At 42.7% G+C, this 18,471-nt stretch carries 16 protein-coding genes; 2 read left to right on the plus strand and 14 right to left on the minus strand.

The window, feature by feature from the left end:
- Window positions 1-134 precede the first annotated feature (134 nt).
- Together arsB and A9260_RS01550 are read right to left on the minus strand one after the other, a co-directional pair.
- On the minus strand, window positions 135-1,196 hold the full coding sequence (arsB, locus tag A9260_RS01545) for an ACR3 family arsenite efflux transporter (protein WP_082957006.1): 1,062 nt from the start codon (window positions 1,194-1,196) through the stop codon (window positions 135-137).
- 152 nt (window positions 1,197-1,348) lie between these two features.
- On the minus strand, window positions 1,349-1,684 hold the full coding sequence (locus A9260_RS01550; protein ID WP_068695531.1) for an ArsR/SmtB family transcription factor: 336 nt from the start codon (window positions 1,682-1,684) through the stop codon (window positions 1,349-1,351).
- 232 nt (window positions 1,685-1,916) lie between these two features.
- Here A9260_RS01550 and A9260_RS01555 point away from each other — a divergent pair, with 232 nt between their 5' ends.
- Window positions 1,917-2,846: a LysR family transcriptional regulator gene (locus A9260_RS01555; protein ID WP_068695533.1), complete on the plus strand. Its 930-nt coding sequence runs from the start codon at window positions 1,917-1,919 to the stop codon at window positions 2,844-2,846.
- Window positions 2,847-2,909: 63 nt separating this feature from the next.
- Here the strand turns inward: A9260_RS01555 and focA are convergent, their stop codons facing one another.
- The 8 genes from focA to guaB all read right to left on the minus strand — a co-directional run bounded on the left by focA (window position 2,910) and on the right by guaB (window position 12,871).
- Entirely contained in the window at window positions 2,910-4,385 is a 1,476-nt protein-coding gene (gene focA / locus A9260_RS01560) for a formate transporter FocA (protein ID WP_068695535.1), read from the minus strand.
- A 261-nt stretch (window positions 4,386-4,646) separates the two neighbouring features.
- Complete coding sequence (locus A9260_RS01565; protein WP_068695537.1) at window positions 4,647-5,264, minus strand: CDP-alcohol phosphatidyltransferase family protein; 618 nt, start codon at window positions 5,262-5,264, stop codon at window positions 4,647-4,649.
- Entirely contained in the window at window positions 5,257-5,904 is a 648-nt protein-coding gene (locus A9260_RS01570; protein WP_068695539.1) for an ATP-binding cassette domain-containing protein, read from the minus strand. The genes A9260_RS01565 and A9260_RS01570 overlap by 8 nt, the downstream gene beginning before the upstream one ends.
- Window positions 5,905-5,911: 7 nt before the next feature.
- Window positions 5,912-7,576 (minus strand): ABC transporter permease, encoded by a 1,665-nt coding sequence (locus tag A9260_RS01575; RefSeq protein WP_068695541.1) that lies wholly within the window; start codon window positions 7,574-7,576, stop codon window positions 5,912-5,914.
- 34 nt (window positions 7,577-7,610) lie between these two features.
- Window positions 7,611-8,774 carry an ABC transporter substrate-binding protein gene (locus A9260_RS01580; RefSeq protein WP_068695543.1) on the minus strand — a complete coding sequence of 388 codons (1,164 nt, stop codon included), beginning with the start codon at window positions 8,772-8,774 and terminating at the stop codon, window positions 7,611-7,613.
- A gap of 165 nt (window positions 8,775-8,939) precedes the next feature.
- Window positions 8,940-9,461: a DUF2058 domain-containing protein gene (locus tag A9260_RS01585; protein ID WP_068695545.1), complete on the minus strand. Its 522-nt coding sequence runs from the start codon at window positions 9,459-9,461 to the stop codon at window positions 8,940-8,942.
- A gap of 142 nt (window positions 9,462-9,603) precedes the next feature.
- On the minus strand, window positions 9,604-11,181 hold the full coding sequence (gene guaA / locus A9260_RS01590; RefSeq protein WP_068695547.1) for a glutamine-hydrolyzing GMP synthase: 1,578 nt from the start codon (window positions 11,179-11,181) through the stop codon (window positions 9,604-9,606).
- Between the two features lie 226 nt (window positions 11,182-11,407).
- On the minus strand, window positions 11,408-12,871 hold the full coding sequence (gene guaB / locus A9260_RS01595; RefSeq protein WP_068695548.1) for an IMP dehydrogenase: 1,464 nt from the start codon (window positions 12,869-12,871) through the stop codon (window positions 11,408-11,410).
- A 152-nt stretch (window positions 12,872-13,023) separates the two neighbouring features.
- Between guaB and xseA the strand changes: the two genes are divergently transcribed.
- Window positions 13,024-14,427 carry an exodeoxyribonuclease VII large subunit gene (gene xseA / locus A9260_RS01600; RefSeq protein WP_197485218.1) on the plus strand — a complete coding sequence of 468 codons (1,404 nt, stop codon included), beginning with the start codon at window positions 13,024-13,026 and terminating at the stop codon, window positions 14,425-14,427.
- 2 nt (window positions 14,428-14,429) lie between these two features.
- Here xseA and A9260_RS01605 read toward each other — a convergent pair whose 3' ends face one another.
- From A9260_RS01605 to A9260_RS01620, 4 genes are all read right to left on the minus strand, one after another.
- Window positions 14,430-14,660: a zinc ribbon domain-containing protein gene (locus tag A9260_RS01605; RefSeq protein ID WP_068695552.1), complete on the minus strand. Its 231-nt coding sequence runs from the start codon at window positions 14,658-14,660 to the stop codon at window positions 14,430-14,432.
- Between the two features lie 374 nt (window positions 14,661-15,034).
- Window positions 15,035-16,522 carry a ribosome biogenesis GTPase Der gene (gene der, locus A9260_RS01610; protein WP_068695554.1) on the minus strand — a complete coding sequence of 496 codons (1,488 nt, stop codon included), beginning with the start codon at window positions 16,520-16,522 and terminating at the stop codon, window positions 15,035-15,037.
- Between the two features lie 153 nt (window positions 16,523-16,675).
- Complete coding sequence (gene bamB, locus A9260_RS01615) at window positions 16,676-17,836, minus strand: outer membrane protein assembly factor BamB (protein WP_068695556.1); 1,161 nt, start codon at window positions 17,834-17,836, stop codon at window positions 16,676-16,678.
- A gap of 11 nt (window positions 17,837-17,847) precedes the next feature.
- On the minus strand, window positions 17,848-18,462 hold the full coding sequence (locus A9260_RS01620; protein ID WP_068695558.1) for a YfgM family protein: 615 nt from the start codon (window positions 18,460-18,462) through the stop codon (window positions 17,848-17,850).
- Window positions 18,463-18,471: the final 9 nt, after the last annotated feature.

Raw genomic sequence — 18,471 nt, forward strand, 5'->3', positions numbered from 1 at the left:
AGGCATTAAGTAGGTCTATTTCTACAAAGGAAACGTTATGTTTTCAGCGTTCGTTTAAAAATAATCGATATTATGCAAGGCATTGAAAGAATGAAGTAATAAGCCAGTGAATAACTAGCTTATTACTTGACTGATTATGCAGTTTTAACTTTATACTTCTGCTTCATTTTAAGCGCGACATTGACCAACAGAATTAAAATAGGCACTTCAATCAATGGCCCTATCACGCCGGCAAATGCTTGATCTGAGTGGATCCCAAATACAGCAATTGACACAGCAATGGCCAACTCAAAATTATTACCGGTTGCGGTATAGGCAATTGATGCGTTTTTGTCATAGGAAATACCTAACCATTTACCCACAAAAAAGCTGGCAAAAAACATGCTGACAAAATAGAGGGTTAATGGAATCGCAATACGCACAACATCCATTGGTAAATCCAGAATCATCTCTCCTTTTAAGCTAAACATCAGTACGATAGTGGCAAGTAAAGCAATTAAAGTGATAGGGGAAATTCGAGGGATGTACTGTTCGTTATACCACTGCTCCCCTTTAGCTGAGATCAGTATTTTTCGACCGAAAAATCCCGCTAAGAACGGAATACCCAGATATATAAAGACGCTTTGAGCAATCTCGGCCATTGAAATATCGATGTTCATTCCCGTATAACCAAATACAGGAGGAAGCACAGTGATGAATAACCAAGCCATAAAGCTGTATGTGACAATCTGAAATACACTATTTAGAGCAACGAGCGCTGCGCCATACTCTTTATTGCCACCACCAATATCATTCCACACCAGCACCATGGCGATACAACGAGCAAGGCCGATTAAAATAATGCCGACCATGTAACCGGGATGATCACCAAGAAAAATTAATGCCAATGCGAACATTAATACCGGACCGACTAACCAATTCATAATTAATGACAGTTTGATGGCTTGCTTATCTTTAGTTACTTCCCTTAACAAACTGTAATCCACTTTAGCTAAAGGTGGATACATCATTAGAATCAAGCCAATCGCTAACAGTATGTTAGTGCTGCCTACTGACATTGCTTCATTCAGCTCCACAACCTCAGGAAACAACGCGCCAATGGCAACACCTGTCGCCATAGCGATGAATATCCACAATGTTAAAAATCTATCTAAAAAGCTTAATTTGGGGGATTTACCCATCATTTCTTCTGTCATCATTTTTCTCTATTTTTATTACTATTATTTTGACACTCTTTATCACTCTACATCACTGCTACTCGATACTTGCTATTCGTTATTCGTCGAAAGACGATTAACAAGAGTGTCATTGATACTGCGTATTGAATTTTTACTAACGACCCATGTTATTAAAACAGATCCTTAAATAACTGCTGTAATCTATCCATGCCTTGCATCTCTATTCTATAACAGACTTTAGGTGGCATTGGTTCGCTTCGAATCAGCCCAGCCTCACGTAATATCCGTAAATGCTCAGAAACCGTCGATTGAGCTAAGCCTAATTGACCGACCAAATCACCATTTAAACAACCGCCTTTAGCTTCTAGCTCAAATAACACTTTAAGAATTCTAACTCGAGCAGGATGAGCGATCGCTTTCGCCATTGCGGCTAATTCTTGTTCAAACCTTGTCTCTTTAGCAGAGATAATCGGTGCTTCGCATTGCTTACTTTGACAATCTGTCATAACTATAGCCACTCAATCGTTTAATGACGATTAATATATCGATGATAGTGACATATGACAACCGATTACATTAAATGACAGTTAAACAATGGGTTCTTATTTAGCCTTAGCATATGAGACCATTATCATTTACTCACAGTTTACGGTGAATAATTATTGAACTGTCTTACCGAATAGAGCAAACTCTAAGTATCAGTAAAATTGATACTTAGTTTTCAATAATAGGGGTTGCATGTTTAAATTCTCATTGAAGCAAATCGCAGTATTTGATGCTGTTGCCAGTCACGAAAGTGTCAGTACTGCAGCTAAAAAGCTCTCTATGACCCAGTCTGCTGTCAGTATGTCTCTCTCCCAATTAGAGACCGTACTTGATCGCCCTCTTTTCAACCGTCAAGGCAACCGATTAGTACTAAGTCATTGGGGACACTGGTTAAGACCGAGAGCTAAACGCCTATTACAAGAAGCACAACAAATTGAACTTGGGCTTCATGAGCAACACCTTATCAGTGGCACATTTACTTTATGTTCCAGCCAGACAGCGGCTAAACATTTAGTACCTTCACTTATCAGTAAAATTGATAATGATTTCCCCGAAATGAGAATTAATTTAACCATAGAAAACACTGAAAACGTCATGGAAGCCCTGCTGAACTACGATTGTGACTTGGGCATCATTGAAGGTCGTAATACCGATAGCCGTTTACAGCAAGAACATTGGTTAGATGATGATTTGGTAGTGATCTCCTCCCCTAATCACCCTTTTGCTCAATATAAGCAAGTCACACTGGCTCAACTTGAACAAGCTAAATGGGTATTGCGTGAACCCGGTGCGGGAACTCGCCGTATCTTTGACGGTGCAATTCACGGATTGATTGACAATATTAAGGTATGGAAAGAGTACGAAAGTATTCGAGTGATTAAATCACTGGTTGCCAATGGTAGCTATCTAGGATGTGTGCCTTACCTTGATGTATTACCTGAGCTGGAAAGTAATCGTTTGGTTGTACTACCAACACCGCAGTTAAATATGCAGCGAGAAATCTCATTTATTTGGCGTAACGATAGTGGGGACTCACCACTAAGGGAGTGTTTCTTATCAGAGGCAAGAAGATTGACTAAGGGACGATCTTTCAAGCCACGCAAAGATGGAATCCCTGCGTGACCTAAAAACTTAGTTGTGTTTTTTAGATAGGGCGTCACCTGCCCTAATGACTATCGCTTGTGATTAAGCGACAGACAGATCTTTCTTTTTTTGCATTTGTGGCTGATTGAAATTTGCCACCCAAAGTGCAATTGCATCGCGATTTAACAGCCCCACATATTGACCGTTAAATACGACCGGATAAGCACTTGGCATCTTACTTGCCGCTTTAGCTAAACGCTCGCTAAATGACAGTGCTGGTCCACCCATATAAAAACCACCTTGGTTTACTGGGTATAATGTATCTTGGTCAACAATCATCGGCTCAAGAGCAGATAAAATGCTTTGCTCTGGAGATAGAGTACAAACCGGTGTTTGCATGTAGTCTTTTACTTGAACCGCTGCATTCATATCAAAGTCTTGACCCCACAATGCTCGTAGAAGATCTTGTTGTGAGATAAAACCTTTAACTTGATGATCTTGACCTAATACAGCCGCTCCAGCTTGATTGTTATCAATCAGTAACTTAAGTGCTGAATGACAATTTAGTTCCTCAGAAAATGTCACTTGCTCGTCTGATGCTAAATCTGCAACTCGTAAATTTTTCATTTTTTCTAACATGGCGTGCTCCAATGAATTTAAAGATGAATAATGGATATCTGAATTTTTAATCGGGTAAATAGATGATGTTGCGTTTTGTTTTGGCTCAATACTCCAGTATGCAAGCCCAACGAGTACTGCTCCGCCAAAGATATTGCCTAGAGTCACTGGAATTAAATTCGCAGTGATAAACTGTTTTATAGTAAGGAGTTCTAGATGAATACCGGCATCAGATGCAGCGCTTAGTATCATAGGGTCACCCGCAGCCTTAATCGCCATCCCTAGTGGCACCATAAACATATTCGCGACACTGTGTTCAAAGCCTGAGCTGATAAACATCGCCACAGGTAACAGAACAAAAAATGCCTTACTCGCACTCTCCTTACTGCTAAAGCTCATCCAAATACCCAAGCAAACCAATAGGTTACACATAACACCTAGTGAAAATGCCTGCCACCAAGAGTGCTCAAGCTTATGGGTAGAAATACTTAAAGCGTTAAGCCCCCAATTACCGTGATCAAGCAGGTGCATTTTTGCCATCATAATGAAAGCAAGAGTCAGTATTGCGCCAGCAAAGTTCCCCAAATACACACGCGCCCAACACCCTAATAACTGCTTAGTGGTGACCCTCTTTTGCGCCCAAGCGATTGAACTCAAAACAGTGCTAGTAAAAAGCTCTCCACCACAGACCACGACTAACATCAGTCCAAGGCTAAAGGCGAGCCCTCCAATAAAGCGTGTCATTCCCCAACCACTTTCAGCAGAGCCTGTGGTGACAGTGATATAAAAGACAAACGCTAGAGCAATAAATGCGCCGGCGAACATCGACAACCCAAATGACTGTTTAAATGGCTTTAGTACTTTTTTGTGCCCATAGTCTGCAGCTTGCATGGTTAAGCTTGGCATCGCTTTTGACGAACCTAGATCAACCAATTCTGGACTTGGACGTTTTATTGGCATGCTTTCCTCCTTCTCTAAGATGAACTCAGTCATCACAGTAATGAAACGCTTTCCTGTGAAAGCCCATTCATAGTAAGAGAGGTACGAAGGAAAAAATATCTAGTTATATTGAAGCTGAGTTTGAGGAAAGTTGATAATGAGAAACTGGGTGCTTATGAGCGCATCCTCAGCTATACATAACAATTGGTATAACAATCGATATAACAAAAGGTTGTACTCAATTAAAGGATAATCAAAGTGGAGGAAAGTGAGGTGAGTTCTTTAATTCTCGCTATCAGATAACGTACAGAACCCAGAATAGATACGAGTTGCGGTAGTAAACCAACACATCGCGCCAAACACATATGCTAGTTGGGAAAAGTAATGCGGGAATAAACACATCAACACAAAACAGGCGATAGTCTCAGTGCCTTCAGTTAAGCCGCTCATATAGTAAAGAGACTTATGCTGATAAACCGGATTCTCTATTCCTTTCTTGCCTGCCATAACCGCAAACGCCAAAAAGCTACTGCCCGTTCCGATAAACGAGAAAATAAGAAAAGCACCCGCAATGGCATTTAGATCAGGGTTAGCCAATACAAAGCCAAAAGGCACCATAGAGTAAAATAGAAAATCCAAACTGATATCAAGAAATCCGCCCGCATCAGTAATGCCTTGCCGGCGAGCGAGTGCGCCATCTAAACCATCACAAATACGATTAAGAGCAATCAGTACTAGAGCGGCTGTATATTGCTCCAAGCACAACAGAGGAAACGCAAAGCATCCCACGACAAAGCCAAATACAGTGGTTTGGTTTGCAGTAATGCCTAACCTATCAAGTAATGCGGCCCCTTGGGCCAGAGGCCAACGAATCACTTTAATGCTAATACTATCAAGCATGGCTACTCTCCCAAGGCCAAGTTAATACACGGCTGTATTGTGGAATATCTTGTTCGTCGTGGGTGACCATTAATGTCGGAATATTCGCCACTCTTAATTGCTCAAATACCCAATCTCGAAACTGACCACGAAGATCTTTATCTAACTTACTAAAAGGTTCATCAAGCAAAGCTACCTGTGGCTTTGCCAGTAACATACGCGTCAAACTAATGCGTGCTCGTTGCCCACCCGATATTTGATCTGGATAAGAATAAGCTATTTTATCTAATGTTATTTGCTGTAGCGCTTCAATTGCCATCTCTTTACGTAATTTGCCTTTGACACTATTGGGTAAAGCAAAGGCTAAATTTTGCCAAATACAAAGATGAGGAAACAGCAGATCGTCTTGAAATAAAATACCAACTCGGCGTTGATGTGCTTCAACTAAGTCCAAGCTGCGTTGGTTGAGTTCTATCTGTCCCTGATAAGTAAACTCTGATGACAAATGCCCTGCTATTACATCAAGTAAAGTCGATTTACCACAGCCACTTGGGCCCATTAAGGAAACCACTTCACCAGAATCAATAGTCATATTCAACTTATTGAATAGTGTATTTCCATCTAACTTAGCAATAGTAAGATTTTTTAAGTGCAGAGCCATCTAACAGCTACCCCCTAACATGAATACGGTAATATCGGGCTTGAAGGCGACTTCCCAATATAGCGATAAAGAAAAAAGCTAACGGCAATAAGGCTTGCCACAAGGCATAAATCGCGGTGACTCGGCGATCAAAACCGCTCGATAGTGCTACCGCTTCCGTGGTTAATGTGGTGATGCGACCTGCCCCTAACACTAATGTCGGTAGATATTGGGATAGACTAACGCTGATACCAACGGCCCAAGCAAATAAAATAGCCGGAAACACTTGCGGCAGTTTTACCGTTAAAAAGACATGCAAAGGGGATTTACCCAGACTAAGAGCCACTCGAGTCATCCCTTCATTATAACTGCGCCACGGCCCATCCATGGATAGATAAACAAATGGAAAGGCAAAGAACATATGCGCCCAACACACCCATAACCAATGGCTACCACCAATAAACAGTGTGCTTATTTGTAGGCCAAACAAGATGGATAATTGAGGGATCAGCATAGGAATAGCAATAATATAGCCCGGTACTTGCCAGCGATATCGAATGCGATACTCATGGGCAATTAATGCTAACACTAACGCTACAGTGCCCGACACTAACGCTAAACTTAGACTTTGTTGCAAAGAGCTTAAAATACCTGACCATTCGTACTGCCAAAACCTAACAGAATAGCGACTTGGCGTAAGATCAGGAAAGCGCCAACGCTGCGCGATACTCCATAAAACCATCAACGGCAACATAGTTGCGGTAAGTAATAGCATACCGCTAAATAGGCTTTTCCCTGGTAACAATGCGCCGCGTCGCCCAGAGATTTGCCACAAAGTTAATTTCTTAGTCAGTAGCCACTCGAGTAACCGAGCAATGGCAATAACAATCACAGCCAGTAAAAACAGTACAATTGCGCCTGCCGATGCACGAGGCAGTAACGATAAATCAGGGTCGTTAAACCATTGCCAAACCAAAACGGCAAAAGTGGGTGGATTAGTTGGCCCGACAATAAGCGCCACATCAACAACCGACAAGCTATAGGCTAAAACCGCCAGCATAGGAAAACGCAGTTTCACTAACCATTGTGCAAAAATGGCTTTCCACCAAGTCTGTGCTCGGCTGTATCCCATTGCCGCAGTCACCTTCTCCGTCTTCTCAATATTCAACTGCTTTAAAATTGGGATACTCATCAACAGTAAAAAAGGCACTTCTTTAATCGCTAATAAAACGATTAACCCTAGCGCATTAGGATCGTGTATTAATAACGCCAGTTCATGAGCTGAAGTTTGGTTTGGGTCATAACCCAATAGTGTGTGAATGAAACGAATGCCTAATCCTGTTGGATCAAATAAGAAGGCAAAACCAATGGCAAACGCTACGTGAGGAATCGAAAGTAATGGCGAAAGTGACCATTCTATTTTTTTCCACCATGAGCGATTCCAACAGCTCTGCAAAATAGCAAACGTAATTAGGCAAGCTAAGTAGCTACTAATAAGTGCAGAAGATAGGCTTAAACTGATTGAACGCCAAACACCATTCCAAGCAAATACTTGCTCAAAACCGTGGATAGAAAAAGAGGTCATGCCTAATGGAGGAATAAAGCTGAGCGAAGATGACACCACGCCCAGCACTCCAGGAATGGTGGGCACGACACATAGCGCAACCACCAGCCCATAAAAAAATCGTAACATTACTTAGTCATATTGTTTATTAATTATTAATTAGTCACTGCCCATAACGCTTAAGCCATTCTTTCTCTAATTCAACCTGCCAGCTTGGGTGAGGCTCATTAATCGACTTAAATTGTTGAGATGACTTAGCGCTACCTTGTAAGTATTTAGCTTCCAGTACTGAAGGATCGCCCCAGACATTCAAATCTCCTTTACGAGATTGAGCTTCTGGGCTGAGCAAAAAGTTAATCGCCACTAAGGCACCCTCTCTTGCATTGGCATTCCAAGGAATCGCTAAAAAGTGAATATTAGACAGCGCACCGGCTTTCATTGCGTATGGCTTGGTTGTCGGCTCAAGATTTCCTGCCGCTTGCGCCGAATAAACAGCGTTAGGATTAAACGTCACCGCTAAGTCTAATTGACCATCATCAAGCAGACGGATCATTTCGGCTGTGCCGGCTGGAAATTGCTTACCACTGCGCCAAGCGACGCGATGAAAGTCATCTAAATACTGCCATAATTTAGGGGTTAAACGAGCGAATGCCTCTTTAGTCACTGGTTTTTCTAGCGCAGGATCAGACTCTGATAGTTCAATTAATAGTGCCTTAAGAAAACTACTACCGTGAAACTCAGGAGGCTTAGGATAGCTTAAACGATGAGGGTGTGACTTGGCATAACTGAGCATGTCAGCAAATGATGTTGGCGGATTACTTAACTGCTGCTGATCATAAATAAACACTAACTGCCCCACGCCCCACGGCGCTTCAAGTCCTTGAGTCGGTTCTGAAAAATCGACCGTGACCGGTAGAGATTTATCAACATACTGCCAATTAGGTAAAGAATCAGTAAAAGGTCCAAACAGTAATTGATTCTGTTTCATGGACTTAAAGTTCTCACCATTAATCCATACTAAATCAATACTGCCACCGTCAGTTTTACCCGCGGCTTTTTCGGCAATCAGTCTTGGTGTACTTTCTGCAATGTCTGAGACTTTGACGTGCTTTAAGGTTACGCCATATTGCTGTTGCAGTTGCTTATTTGCCCATTGCAAATAGCGATTGATCTCTTGGCTACCACCCCAAGCATGAAAATAGACAGTTTGTCCTTGCGCCTTTTTCTCGACACTCTTCCAATCAATCGTGTCTGCACTTACGGTAAACGCCGTGCCCATTCCAAGCACTGCACACAAGGTAATGAGTGCTGTAAATAATTTTTTCATAGTGATTTCCGTTACTTTCCTTGGCATTGCCTTTAACGATAAACAGATTACGCAAACTTATAGCGATATTGATGCGTCAATATAGACCTGACTGCGGCATGATATCTTTCAATAAAAAAGGGCAACATATCTGTCGCCCTAAATACATCAGGTGTTAGTGGCTAATTACCACATCAGATCATCTGGTACGACAAAGTCTTTGTACGGATCATCTTCATCAGGTGTTTCATCTTCGGTCTTGATTGTTTCTACGATAGCTTCCGGCACACGAGTCGCAATCTTGTCAGCAACGATAGTCGGAATCACTGCGTATCCTTCGCCAAAGCGCGCAATACTCAAAATACCTTTGATCAGTTGCGTACGGTTTAGCTCTTCGACATACAATGACTTAACTAAAGTTCCGTCAGTAAAGTTATACTTAACTTCACCTTTACTAGTATCAATGCGGTTCATTTCAATTAACTGTTTTACTTGAGCTTTTAGCTCTTTCGCCAGACGTTGCTGTTCACGCTCTTGGTTAATTTGCTTGTCGCGCTCTTGTTGAGCAACTCGGTTTTCTTCTGCTGCTGCTTTTGCTTCACGAGCTTGTACGCGAGACTTCTTCGCGCCTTTTTTGGCTTTCTTTAATTTCTTCTCGTTGACCAAGCCAGCTTTTAGCATTTGTTCTTGAAGGGTCAGTTTTGCCATTTCTAATACTTCTATTGTTCAATTAATCTCATTAAGGCTATTTTCGCACGCTTAACGCTGTTTTTCCTAATTTTTGAGTCACATAAAAAAACCCGCGAGCAACACTCACGGGTTTATTGTCATTAGTTTAAGCGAGTTAAACTTATTCCCACTCGATTGTCGCAGGTGGTTTACCTGAGATATCGTAAACAACGCGAGAAATGCCACCTACTTCATTGATGATACGGTTAGAAACCTTACCTAAGAAGTCGTATGGAAGGTGTGCCCAATGAGCGGTCATGAAGTCGATTGTTTCTACTGCGCGTAGTGATACAACCCAATCATATTTACGACCATCACCCATTACGCCAACTGAACGTACTGGCAAGAACACAGTAAACGCTTGAGAGACTTTATGGTAAAGGTCTGCACTGTGCAGTTCTTCAATAAAGATAGCATCGGCGCGACGTAGCAAGTCACAATACTCTTTCTTAATTTCACCAAGAACACGAACACCTAGACCAGGTCCAGGGAACGGGTGGCGATAAAGCATGTTGTATGGCAGACCAAGCTCTAGGCCAATCTTACGAACTTCGTCTTTAAACAGTTCACGTAACGGCTCAACTAGGCCCATTTCCATATCGTCTGGCAAGCCGCCAACGTTATGGTGAGACTTAATCACATGCGCCTTACCTGTTTTAGAAGCAGCTGATTCGATCACATCCGGGTAAATAGTCCCTTGTGCCAACCATTTAGCGTTTTCAAGCTTCTTAGATTCTTCGTCAAATACGTCAATAAATACGTGACCAATCGTCTTACGTTTTTGCTCTGGATCAGATTGACCTTCAAGTGCGTTAAGGAAGCGCTCTTCAGCTTCAATCTTGATGATGTTAAGACCGAAGTGATCACCAAACATATCCATCACTTGTTCGCCTTCGTTTAGACGAAGAAGACCATTATCAACAAATACACACGTTAATTTGTCGCCGATTGCACGGTGTACTAGCATCGCAACAACAGAAGAATCAACACCGCCAGAAAGGCCAAGAATCACTTCATCATCACCCACTTGCTCTTTAATACGAGCAATTGCATCATCGATGATAGATTGAGAAGTCCATAGCTTTTCACAGCCACATACATTCATCACGAAGTTCTCAAGCATACGCGCGCCTTGGCGAGTATGAGTCACTTCTGGGTGGAATTGAACGCCGTAGTATTTCTTCTCTTCATTTGCCATAGCAGCAAACGGACAAGTATCTGTTTCAGCAATTTTAGTAAAGTCAGATGGGATTTCTACAACTTTGTCGCCGTGACTCATCCAAACATCTAGTAATGCATTGCCGTCTTCAGCAATCGCATCTTCAATGCCGTTAAATAGAGCTGACTCTTTAACGACTTTAACTTGAGCATAACCAAATTCACGCTCATCAGAACCTGCAACTTTACCGCCAAGTTGTTCGGCCATAGTTTGCATGCCGTAACAAACACCCAGCACTGGAACACCAGAGTCAAATACATATTGCGGTGCACGAGGAGAGTTATGTTCTGTGACGCTTTCTGGACCACCAGAAAGAATGATGCCGTCTGGGTTAAATTCACGGATATCCGATTCTTCTACATCCCAGCTCCAAAGCTCACAGTAAACACCAATTTCACGTACGCGACGTGCAACAAGTTGAGTGTACTGAGAACCAAAATCAAGGATCAAAATACGTTGGTCGTGGATATTCTTAGTCATTTAGAAATCTCAATAGTATTAGATGGATGGAGGCTGAAACCTCCACAACTTTAAATAAATTTTATTCCAACCTAGATGGATATATCTAGATTAGATTTGGCTAAGCAAATTGCTGATTATAAAAGAGAAGGCGCATCGTTTACCTAATACTAATCGTAAAAAGTAAATGAGCACCTTCGCTATAACCTTCGTTATAAAGATAACGCAGGTAATCAACCGCAATAAATTAACCTAAACGGTAGTTTGGCGCTTCTTTAGTGATCTGAACGTCATGAACATGAGATTCGTTAAGACCCGCACCAGAAATACGAACAAATTCAGCTTTAGTACGCATGTCTTCGATTGTTGCAGAGCCAGTTAGACCCATGCTAGAACGTAGACCGCCCATTTGCTGATGAACGATTTCTTTTAGGCGACCTTTATAAGGTGTGCGACCTTCGATGCCTTCAGGTACAAGTTTGTCTGCTGCGTTATCCGTTTGGAAGTAACGGTCAGATGAACCTTGAGACATAGCTGCAAGTGAACCCATGCCGCGGTAAGACTTGTAAGAACGACCTTGATAAAGAATAACTTCACCCGGTGCTTCTTCAGTACCCGCAAACATAGAACCAACCATCACACATGATGCGCCAGCAACGATTGCTTTACAGATATCACCTGAGAAGCGGATGCCGCCATCAGCAATAACTGGAATATCAAATTCTGCAGCAACTTCTGCAGCATCAGCAACTGCTGTTACTTGAGGAACACCAACACCTGTTACGATACGAGTAGTACAGATTGAGCCAGGGCCGATGCCCACTTTAACAGCACTCACACCAGCGTCGATAAGTGCACGAGCACCTGCGCCAGTTGCAACGTTACCACCAATGATCTCTAGATCTGGGTAAGCTGCGCGAGTTTCGCGAATTCGGTTTAGTACACCTTCAGAGTGACCGTGTGATGAGTCGATAAGTAGAACATCAACGCCAGCTTCTACAAGAGCGGCAACACGTTCTTCATTACCAGCACCAGCACCAACTGCAGCGCCAACACGTAGGCGACCACGTTCGTCTTTACATGCGTTAGGCTTGCGCTCTGCTTTATGGAAATCTTTTGCAGTGATCATGCCGCGTAGTTTGAACTCATCGTTTACAACAAGTACTTTTTCAACGCGTGCTTCGTGCATTTTCTCTTGAACTTCTTCAGGAGATGCACCTTCTTTAACTGCAGCAAGACGTTCTTTGATTGTCATTACTTCAGCCACTGTTTTGCTCATATCCGTAACGAAACGAATATCGCGACCGGTGATGATACCGACTAGCTCTTGGCTATCAGTTACAACAGGGAAACCAGCAAAACCGTGCTTTTCAGTCAGTTTAAGAACTTGATCAATGGTTTGGTCAGGGCGAACAGTAACAGGATCAGAAACGATACCTGCTTCAAAGATTTTCACCTGGCGAACCATTTCTGCTTGCAAAGAAATAGGCATGTTCTTATGGATGAAACCGATGCCGCCTTCTTGAGCTAAAGCAATAGCTAAGCGAGCCTCAGTAACTGTATCCATAGATGCAGAAATCATTGGGATGTTTAAGTTGATATTCTTCGTCAAGCGGGTACGGAGATCCGCTGTATTTGGGAGAACGGTGGAGTGAGCTGGAACCAGTAGGACGTCGTCGAAGGTCAGCGCTTCTTTGGCAATACGTAACATTTGCAATATCTCACAACATAGATGTTAAAAGTAAGGAAACCAACTGTTTAGACGCTTATGCGCAGAGTTGGAATTGATATTGCGGAGGGATTATACGCTGAGCGCAATCGTTTGGCTACACATTTATAATAATAAAATTTGCGCTTTATAGAGTGCTGTGTATTATACTGGCGCTATCCTCCATACTCACCTCTGACGAGTGTATTTTGCCTGCCCCGCAATCTAGTAATATCTTTACGGTTTCACGTCTTAACGCCGAAGTTCGCTTACTCCTTGAAAATGAAATGGGAGTGGTTTGGCTCATTGGTGAGATCTCAAATTTCTCAGCGCCTGTTTCTGGCCATTGGTACCTAACTCTTAAAGACTCACGTGCCCAAGTGAAATGTGCGATGTTTCGTGGTAACAATCGTCGAGTAACGTTTAGACCTGAGAATGGCAAACAAGTGTTAGTTAAAGCGCGCTTATCACTGTATGAACCTCGGGGTGATTATCAGTTGATCATTGACTCTATGCAGCCAGAAGGCGACGGACGACTGCAACAGCAATTTGATCAACTAAAAATGCAATTAGCCGCCGAAGGTCTATTTGCTCAATCCAATAAATTGCCTATTCCTGAGCACCCTAAGCAAATCGGGGTAATCACCTCTGCTACGGGCGCGGCGCTACATGATGTTCTGCAAGTGTTAAAACGACGTGACCCTAGCCTTCCGGTCATCATCTACCCTACGATGGTGCAAGGAGAATCCGCATCTATCAGTATTGCTCAAGCCATTGGTCTGGCCAATGAGCGTAATGAGTGTGATGTGTTAATTGTTGGTCGAGGCGGCGGTTCTTTAGAAGATCTGTGGTGCTTTAATAATGAAATAGTGGCAAGAACCATTGCTTCAAGCCAGATTCCAATTATCAGCGCTGTTGGGCATGAAGTTGATGTGACTATCGCCGACTTTGTAGCGGACTTACGCGCCGCTACCCCATCGGCAGCCGCAGAGCTTGTGAGTCGCGATCAGAGCTTTAAACTGCAAGGTATTGTGGCAAAACAAAGACAACTGACCAATGCAATGAACCGCTACATGAGTCAGCAACAACAGCAAGTACTAATTCAGCAACACAAATTAGAAAAGCTTCATCCTAAACATCAATTGCAAAAGCAAAGTCAGCAACTTGATGAAAAAGAAGCGCAATTAAAACAATGTATGCTTGGGCAATTAAATGCGCTTAAACAGCGATTTGCTCGTATACAGATGCAACTAGAAATGCACGCTCCAGCAAACAAAATTGCCAAACAGCAGCAAAATTTAATTCATCTAGAGCAGCAACTAAAACAAGCAATGCAAATTCAATTGCGTCGCCAAAGACATCAATTTGAATTACTCACCGAAAAGTTGGATGCGGTAAGCCCGCTTGCCACTATGCGCCGTGGTTACTCTATCTCAACCAAGCAAGGCAAAGTGGTGACTCAGTCGCAACACCTAGCACACGGAGATACATTAGTGACTCGCTTCGCTGATGGTGAAGTGACCTCTACCGTTAAAGCCGTTAAATCAACAAACGGTTAGCTTTATTCTTCTATCTTATTAAATTCAAAACGAGCTCGAGATTTTGACTTGAGCTCGTTACAACTGTCATTACAAAAATAACTCTCAGCTCCACACGCTTGCAGCTTTTCTAGCTTAGCCTCACAGTCTGGGCAAAATGCCGTCTTACGATAGTGAGACTGACAGCCCTCACAATAGTACTGCCCATCCCAACTCAATGGCTTTTGACACTTAGGGCAAATATTCTGTGACATCTCAACACTCCAATATAAAAGTATTCTCTGTTGCTAATCTAGCATGTTGTCGCTAATTTGTTCTATATAAGGTCAGTTAGTCAAAAGTGTGCTGTAACAGCATTAATGTGATCTTTGTTCGATCTTCTACTTTATTGGTAATGATCAGCGATCTACCATTAAAAGAACATTTATATAACCACACACCGAAAGCATAAGTTACATATCCTGCGTATGGATTTAATTCAGCACATTAACCTTCTTAATGTATCCAAGCAAAGAGGAAGCAGATAATAATAAAAAGATCTTTAATATGTGTAAATTGGATTTTGGCTAAATTACAGGCGAAAAAAAACCGCTTCGATAGCGAAGCGGTTTTACAATAATAATGACCGTTACTTCTTACTACGACCTTTTAGCATCTGAGATAAACGCTTCTTCTTGCGCTCTTGAGAAACCGTCATTTTGCTTACTTTACCTTCAAACGGGTTCTCGCTACTTTGGAACTGAATGCGAATAGGTGTACCCATAATATCCAAAGAACGGCGGTAGTAGTTCATTAGGAAACGCTTGTAAGATGCAGGTAACTCATTAACTTGGTTACCGTGTATCACAACGATTGGTGGGTTATAACCACCTGCGTGCGCGTATTTTAGCTTAACACGACGTCCACGAACCAATGGTGGTTGGTGATCATCTGTTGCCATTTTCATAATACGAGTCAGAACAGAAGTACCAACACGAGTTGTCGCTGATTTATACGCTTCTTGTACTGATTCAAATAGGTTACCTACACCAGTACCGTGCAATGCTGAGATAAAGTGAATACGAGCAAAATCAACAAAACCTAAACGGCGATCCAGTTCTTTCTTAACGCGTTCTTTAACCTCGTAGTCCAAGCCATCCCACTTATTCACTGCAAGCACAATTGAGCGACCAGCGTTCAAAGCAAAGCCTAGTAGGCTCAAGTCTTGATCAGAGATATTTTCGCGAGCATCGATAACGAGCAATACAACGTTAGCATCTTCAACCGCTTTCAGAGTTTTAACCACTGAGAATTTTTCTACGGTTTCATTAATACGTCTGCGGCGACGAACACCGGCAGTATCAATCAATACATATTCACGCTCATCACGTTGCATTGGAATATAAATAGAATCTCGAGTCGTACCCGGCATATCATAAACAACAACACGCTCTTCACCTAAGATACGGTTAGTTAGCGTTGATTTACCTACGTTTGGACGACCTATGATAGCCAGTTTGATTGGCTGATCTTGCAGGCGCTTGAACTCTTCTTCTGCTTCTTCTTCGGTGTACTCTAGTTGTTCATCTTCCTGATCGGCAAAACCAGTAAGATCTTCTAGTTCACCTTGCTCTTTTAACAAAGCTTCAGCAAATGGATTTAGAGCACGTTCAATCAATATATTCACACCACGACCATGAGCGGCCGCAATTTGATACATATCATCAACACCTAGTTGCCAAAATTCAGAACTCGCAGAGTCTGCATCAACACCATCTACTTTGTTGACTACTAACATCGCAGGCTTTTCGATACGGCGAAGGTGTTGTGCAATTGCTTCATCAGATACAGTAAGACCTGCACGGCCATCTACCATAAATAAAACAACATCAGCTTCATCGATCGCAGCAAGCGACTGTTCAGCCATCTTGGTTTCCACACCCTCTTCTGTACCATCAATACCACCGGTATCGATAACGATAAATTCGTGCTCGCCAAGTTTAGCTCGTCCGTATTTTCTATCGCGTGTTAGACCGGGAAAGTCTGCTACCAGTGCATCTCTCGTACGAGTTAAGCGGTTGAATAGTGTGGATTTTCCTACGTTAGGACGCCCAACAAGCGCAACAACTGGAACCATAGTGACCTCAAAATAAAAAGCATTGTGTAGCTATAGGTAAGCCCAATGGACTTACCTATAACCACACTAAAATTAATAAATAAAACGGCTCTTAACTGTTTCCAGTCAAGAGCCAATTGTGAATTATATCACGTTAATAGAATGTCTGACGATCTAATTGATCTTCATCATCTTAACGCTACCGTCGCGGGTCGTAATAATGAAGCCATCTTCAACCTCTAAAGGAGCAACAGCAAAGCCACTGTCGTCTTCCATTTGCTGAGAGATGAACTCGCCAGTATTACGATCTAGCCAGTACAGATAACCTTCGCTATCACCTAAGACTACTTTACGATCAATCACAGCAGGGGCTGTAAGTAAACGATATTCAAGCTGACGGTTTTGCCACAGTTCAGTACCACTACGTGCATCGACGGCAACGATGTAGTCCTTATCTGTCACTAAATAAATATTACGACCATCGGTTGCCATATCTCTTGCAGAAGAGTAATTACGCTTCCATGCAGGAGAACCAGAGCGAAGATCAATCGCCACTAGCTGACCATTAATACCAATAGTATATAGCATGCCACCGACAATCAGGGGCTGAGCATCAGAATCAACTAAACGGTCAATTTCTGTTGCGCCTTTTGGTGTTCCAACTGGTTGCTGCCAAATCATTTGGCCACGTTCAACAATTGCCGCCGCTAGACGACCGTTTGCTGTACCCCAAAAAACACCACCAGAAACGGCAACAGGAGAACTGGTTCCGCGCAATGTTAGGTTAGGTACCTCTGTACTTACTGTCCATTTTTCGTTACCTGTTTCTTCTTCCAATGCCACTAAAGCACCACGAGTAGTATGAACAAGAACTAAGTTGGCATCAGTTTCGGGAACAGACAGCACTTCACCATCAACATCGGAGCGCCATTTTTCTTCACCGCTTTCAGCGTCTAAAGAAATAAGCTCACCATTTTCTGTACCGATGAATAGCTGACCATAAGAAGCCTTAATCCCACCTGATAGGCGAGCCGGAACTTCTTTTTCAAGATTAACTGACCAAACTTCATCACCAGTTGTTGCATCAAATGCCACAACATCACCATCACGGCTAGCAACAAAAACCTTGCCATACGCATAAGCTGGCGTCAGTTTAGAAAAGTACTGTCCAACGCCATCACCTACAGAATGAGACCAAGTCACTGAAGGCGTAAACTGACTCTCAACTACCGGCACTGGTGCCATAATAATGGTGTCTTCTTCACTAGCACAACCTACTATCGCAACAGTAAATGTAGTGAGAAGTATACGACGAAGCCACTTGTTCGTTAGCATGCTACGCTGTCCTATTTAGCCAAATCATCAAGTTTAAATTGGATAGATTGACTCGCATCAGATGCTTGTTGAGCCTCAGTGTATGCTGTGTAAGCATTAGCACTGTCACCTTTACGAAGGAACAAATCACCTTTTAACTCAGCAACACGACCTTCCCAACCTACTGCTTTCAATGTATCTAGCTCAGCAATCGCGCCATCAAGGTCGCCTAGCTCTGCTTTTACACGTACGGCACGTAGTGCGATCACAGGAGCAATAGCTTCATCTTTAGTGTTGGCTTTAGCCCACTCTAGTTGATCAACTGCTTCTTGGTATTTACCTTCAGCAACCTGAGCCTGAGCTAATTGCAATGCTGCAAGTACTGCGTACTCGCGGTCCGCGTGTGCACTGATAAAGGCTTGTACATCTTGTGAAGCGTCTAGGCCTTTAGTATTAAGAGCTTGAACAGTTTCAGCGTAAGCATCTGCTGCACTCTCTTGACCTTGTACTGCTGAATCTTGGTAGTAACGCCAGCCAAATAAACCGCCTAAACCAATTACTGCACCTAGGACAACGGCTTTACCATTTTCTTTCCACCAATCTTTAATGGCTTCAACTTGTTGCTCTTCGCTATCGTACAATTCCACGACGGATCC

Source organism: Vibrio sp. UCD-FRSSP16_30, from assembly GCF_001676025.1.
Classification (GTDB): domain Bacteria; phylum Pseudomonadota; class Gammaproteobacteria; order Enterobacterales; family Vibrionaceae; genus Vibrio.

Excerpts from the sequence above, each read along its gene's own strand:
- arsB (WP_082957006.1), bottom strand. The coding sequence starts at position 1,196 with ATGACAGAAGAAATGATGGGTAAATCCCCCAAATTAAGCTTTTTAGAT.
- A9260_RS01550 (WP_068695531.1), bottom strand. The coding sequence starts at position 1,684 with ATGACAGATTGTCAAAGTAAGCAATGCGAAGCACCGATTATCTCTGCT.
- A9260_RS01555 (WP_068695533.1), top strand. The coding sequence starts at position 1,917 with ATGTTTAAATTCTCATTGAAGCAAATCGCAGTATTTGATGCTGTTGCC.
- focA (WP_068695535.1), bottom strand. The coding sequence starts at position 4,385 with ATGCCAATAAAACGTCCAAGTCCAGAATTGGTTGATCTAGGTTCGTCA.
- A9260_RS01565 (WP_068695537.1), bottom strand. The coding sequence starts at position 5,264 with ATGCTTGATAGTATTAGCATTAAAGTGATTCGTTGGCCTCTGGCCCAA.
- A9260_RS01570 (WP_068695539.1), bottom strand. The coding sequence starts at position 5,904 with ATGGCTCTGCACTTAAAAAATCTTACTATTGCTAAGTTAGATGGAAAT.
- A9260_RS01575 (WP_068695541.1), bottom strand. The coding sequence starts at position 7,576 with ATGTTACGATTTTTTTATGGGCTGGTGGTTGCGCTATGTGTCGTGCCC.
- A9260_RS01580 (WP_068695543.1), bottom strand. The coding sequence starts at position 8,774 with ATGAAAAAATTATTTACAGCACTCATTACCTTGTGTGCAGTGCTTGGA.
- A9260_RS01585 (WP_068695545.1), bottom strand. The coding sequence starts at position 9,461 with ATGGCAAAACTGACCCTTCAAGAACAAATGCTAAAAGCTGGCTTGGTC.
- guaA (WP_068695547.1), bottom strand. The coding sequence starts at position 11,181 with ATGACTAAGAATATCCACGACCAACGTATTTTGATCCTTGATTTTGGT.
- guaB (WP_068695548.1), bottom strand. The coding sequence starts at position 12,871 with ATGTTACGTATTGCCAAAGAAGCGCTGACCTTCGACGACGTCCTACTG.
- A9260_RS01605 (WP_068695552.1), bottom strand. The coding sequence starts at position 14,660 with ATGTCACAGAATATTTGCCCTAAGTGTCAAAAGCCATTGAGTTGGGAT.
- der (WP_068695554.1), bottom strand. The coding sequence starts at position 16,522 with ATGGTTCCAGTTGTTGCGCTTGTTGGGCGTCCTAACGTAGGAAAATCC.
- bamB (WP_068695556.1), bottom strand. The coding sequence starts at position 17,836 with ATGCTAACGAACAAGTGGCTTCGTCGTATACTTCTCACTACATTTACT.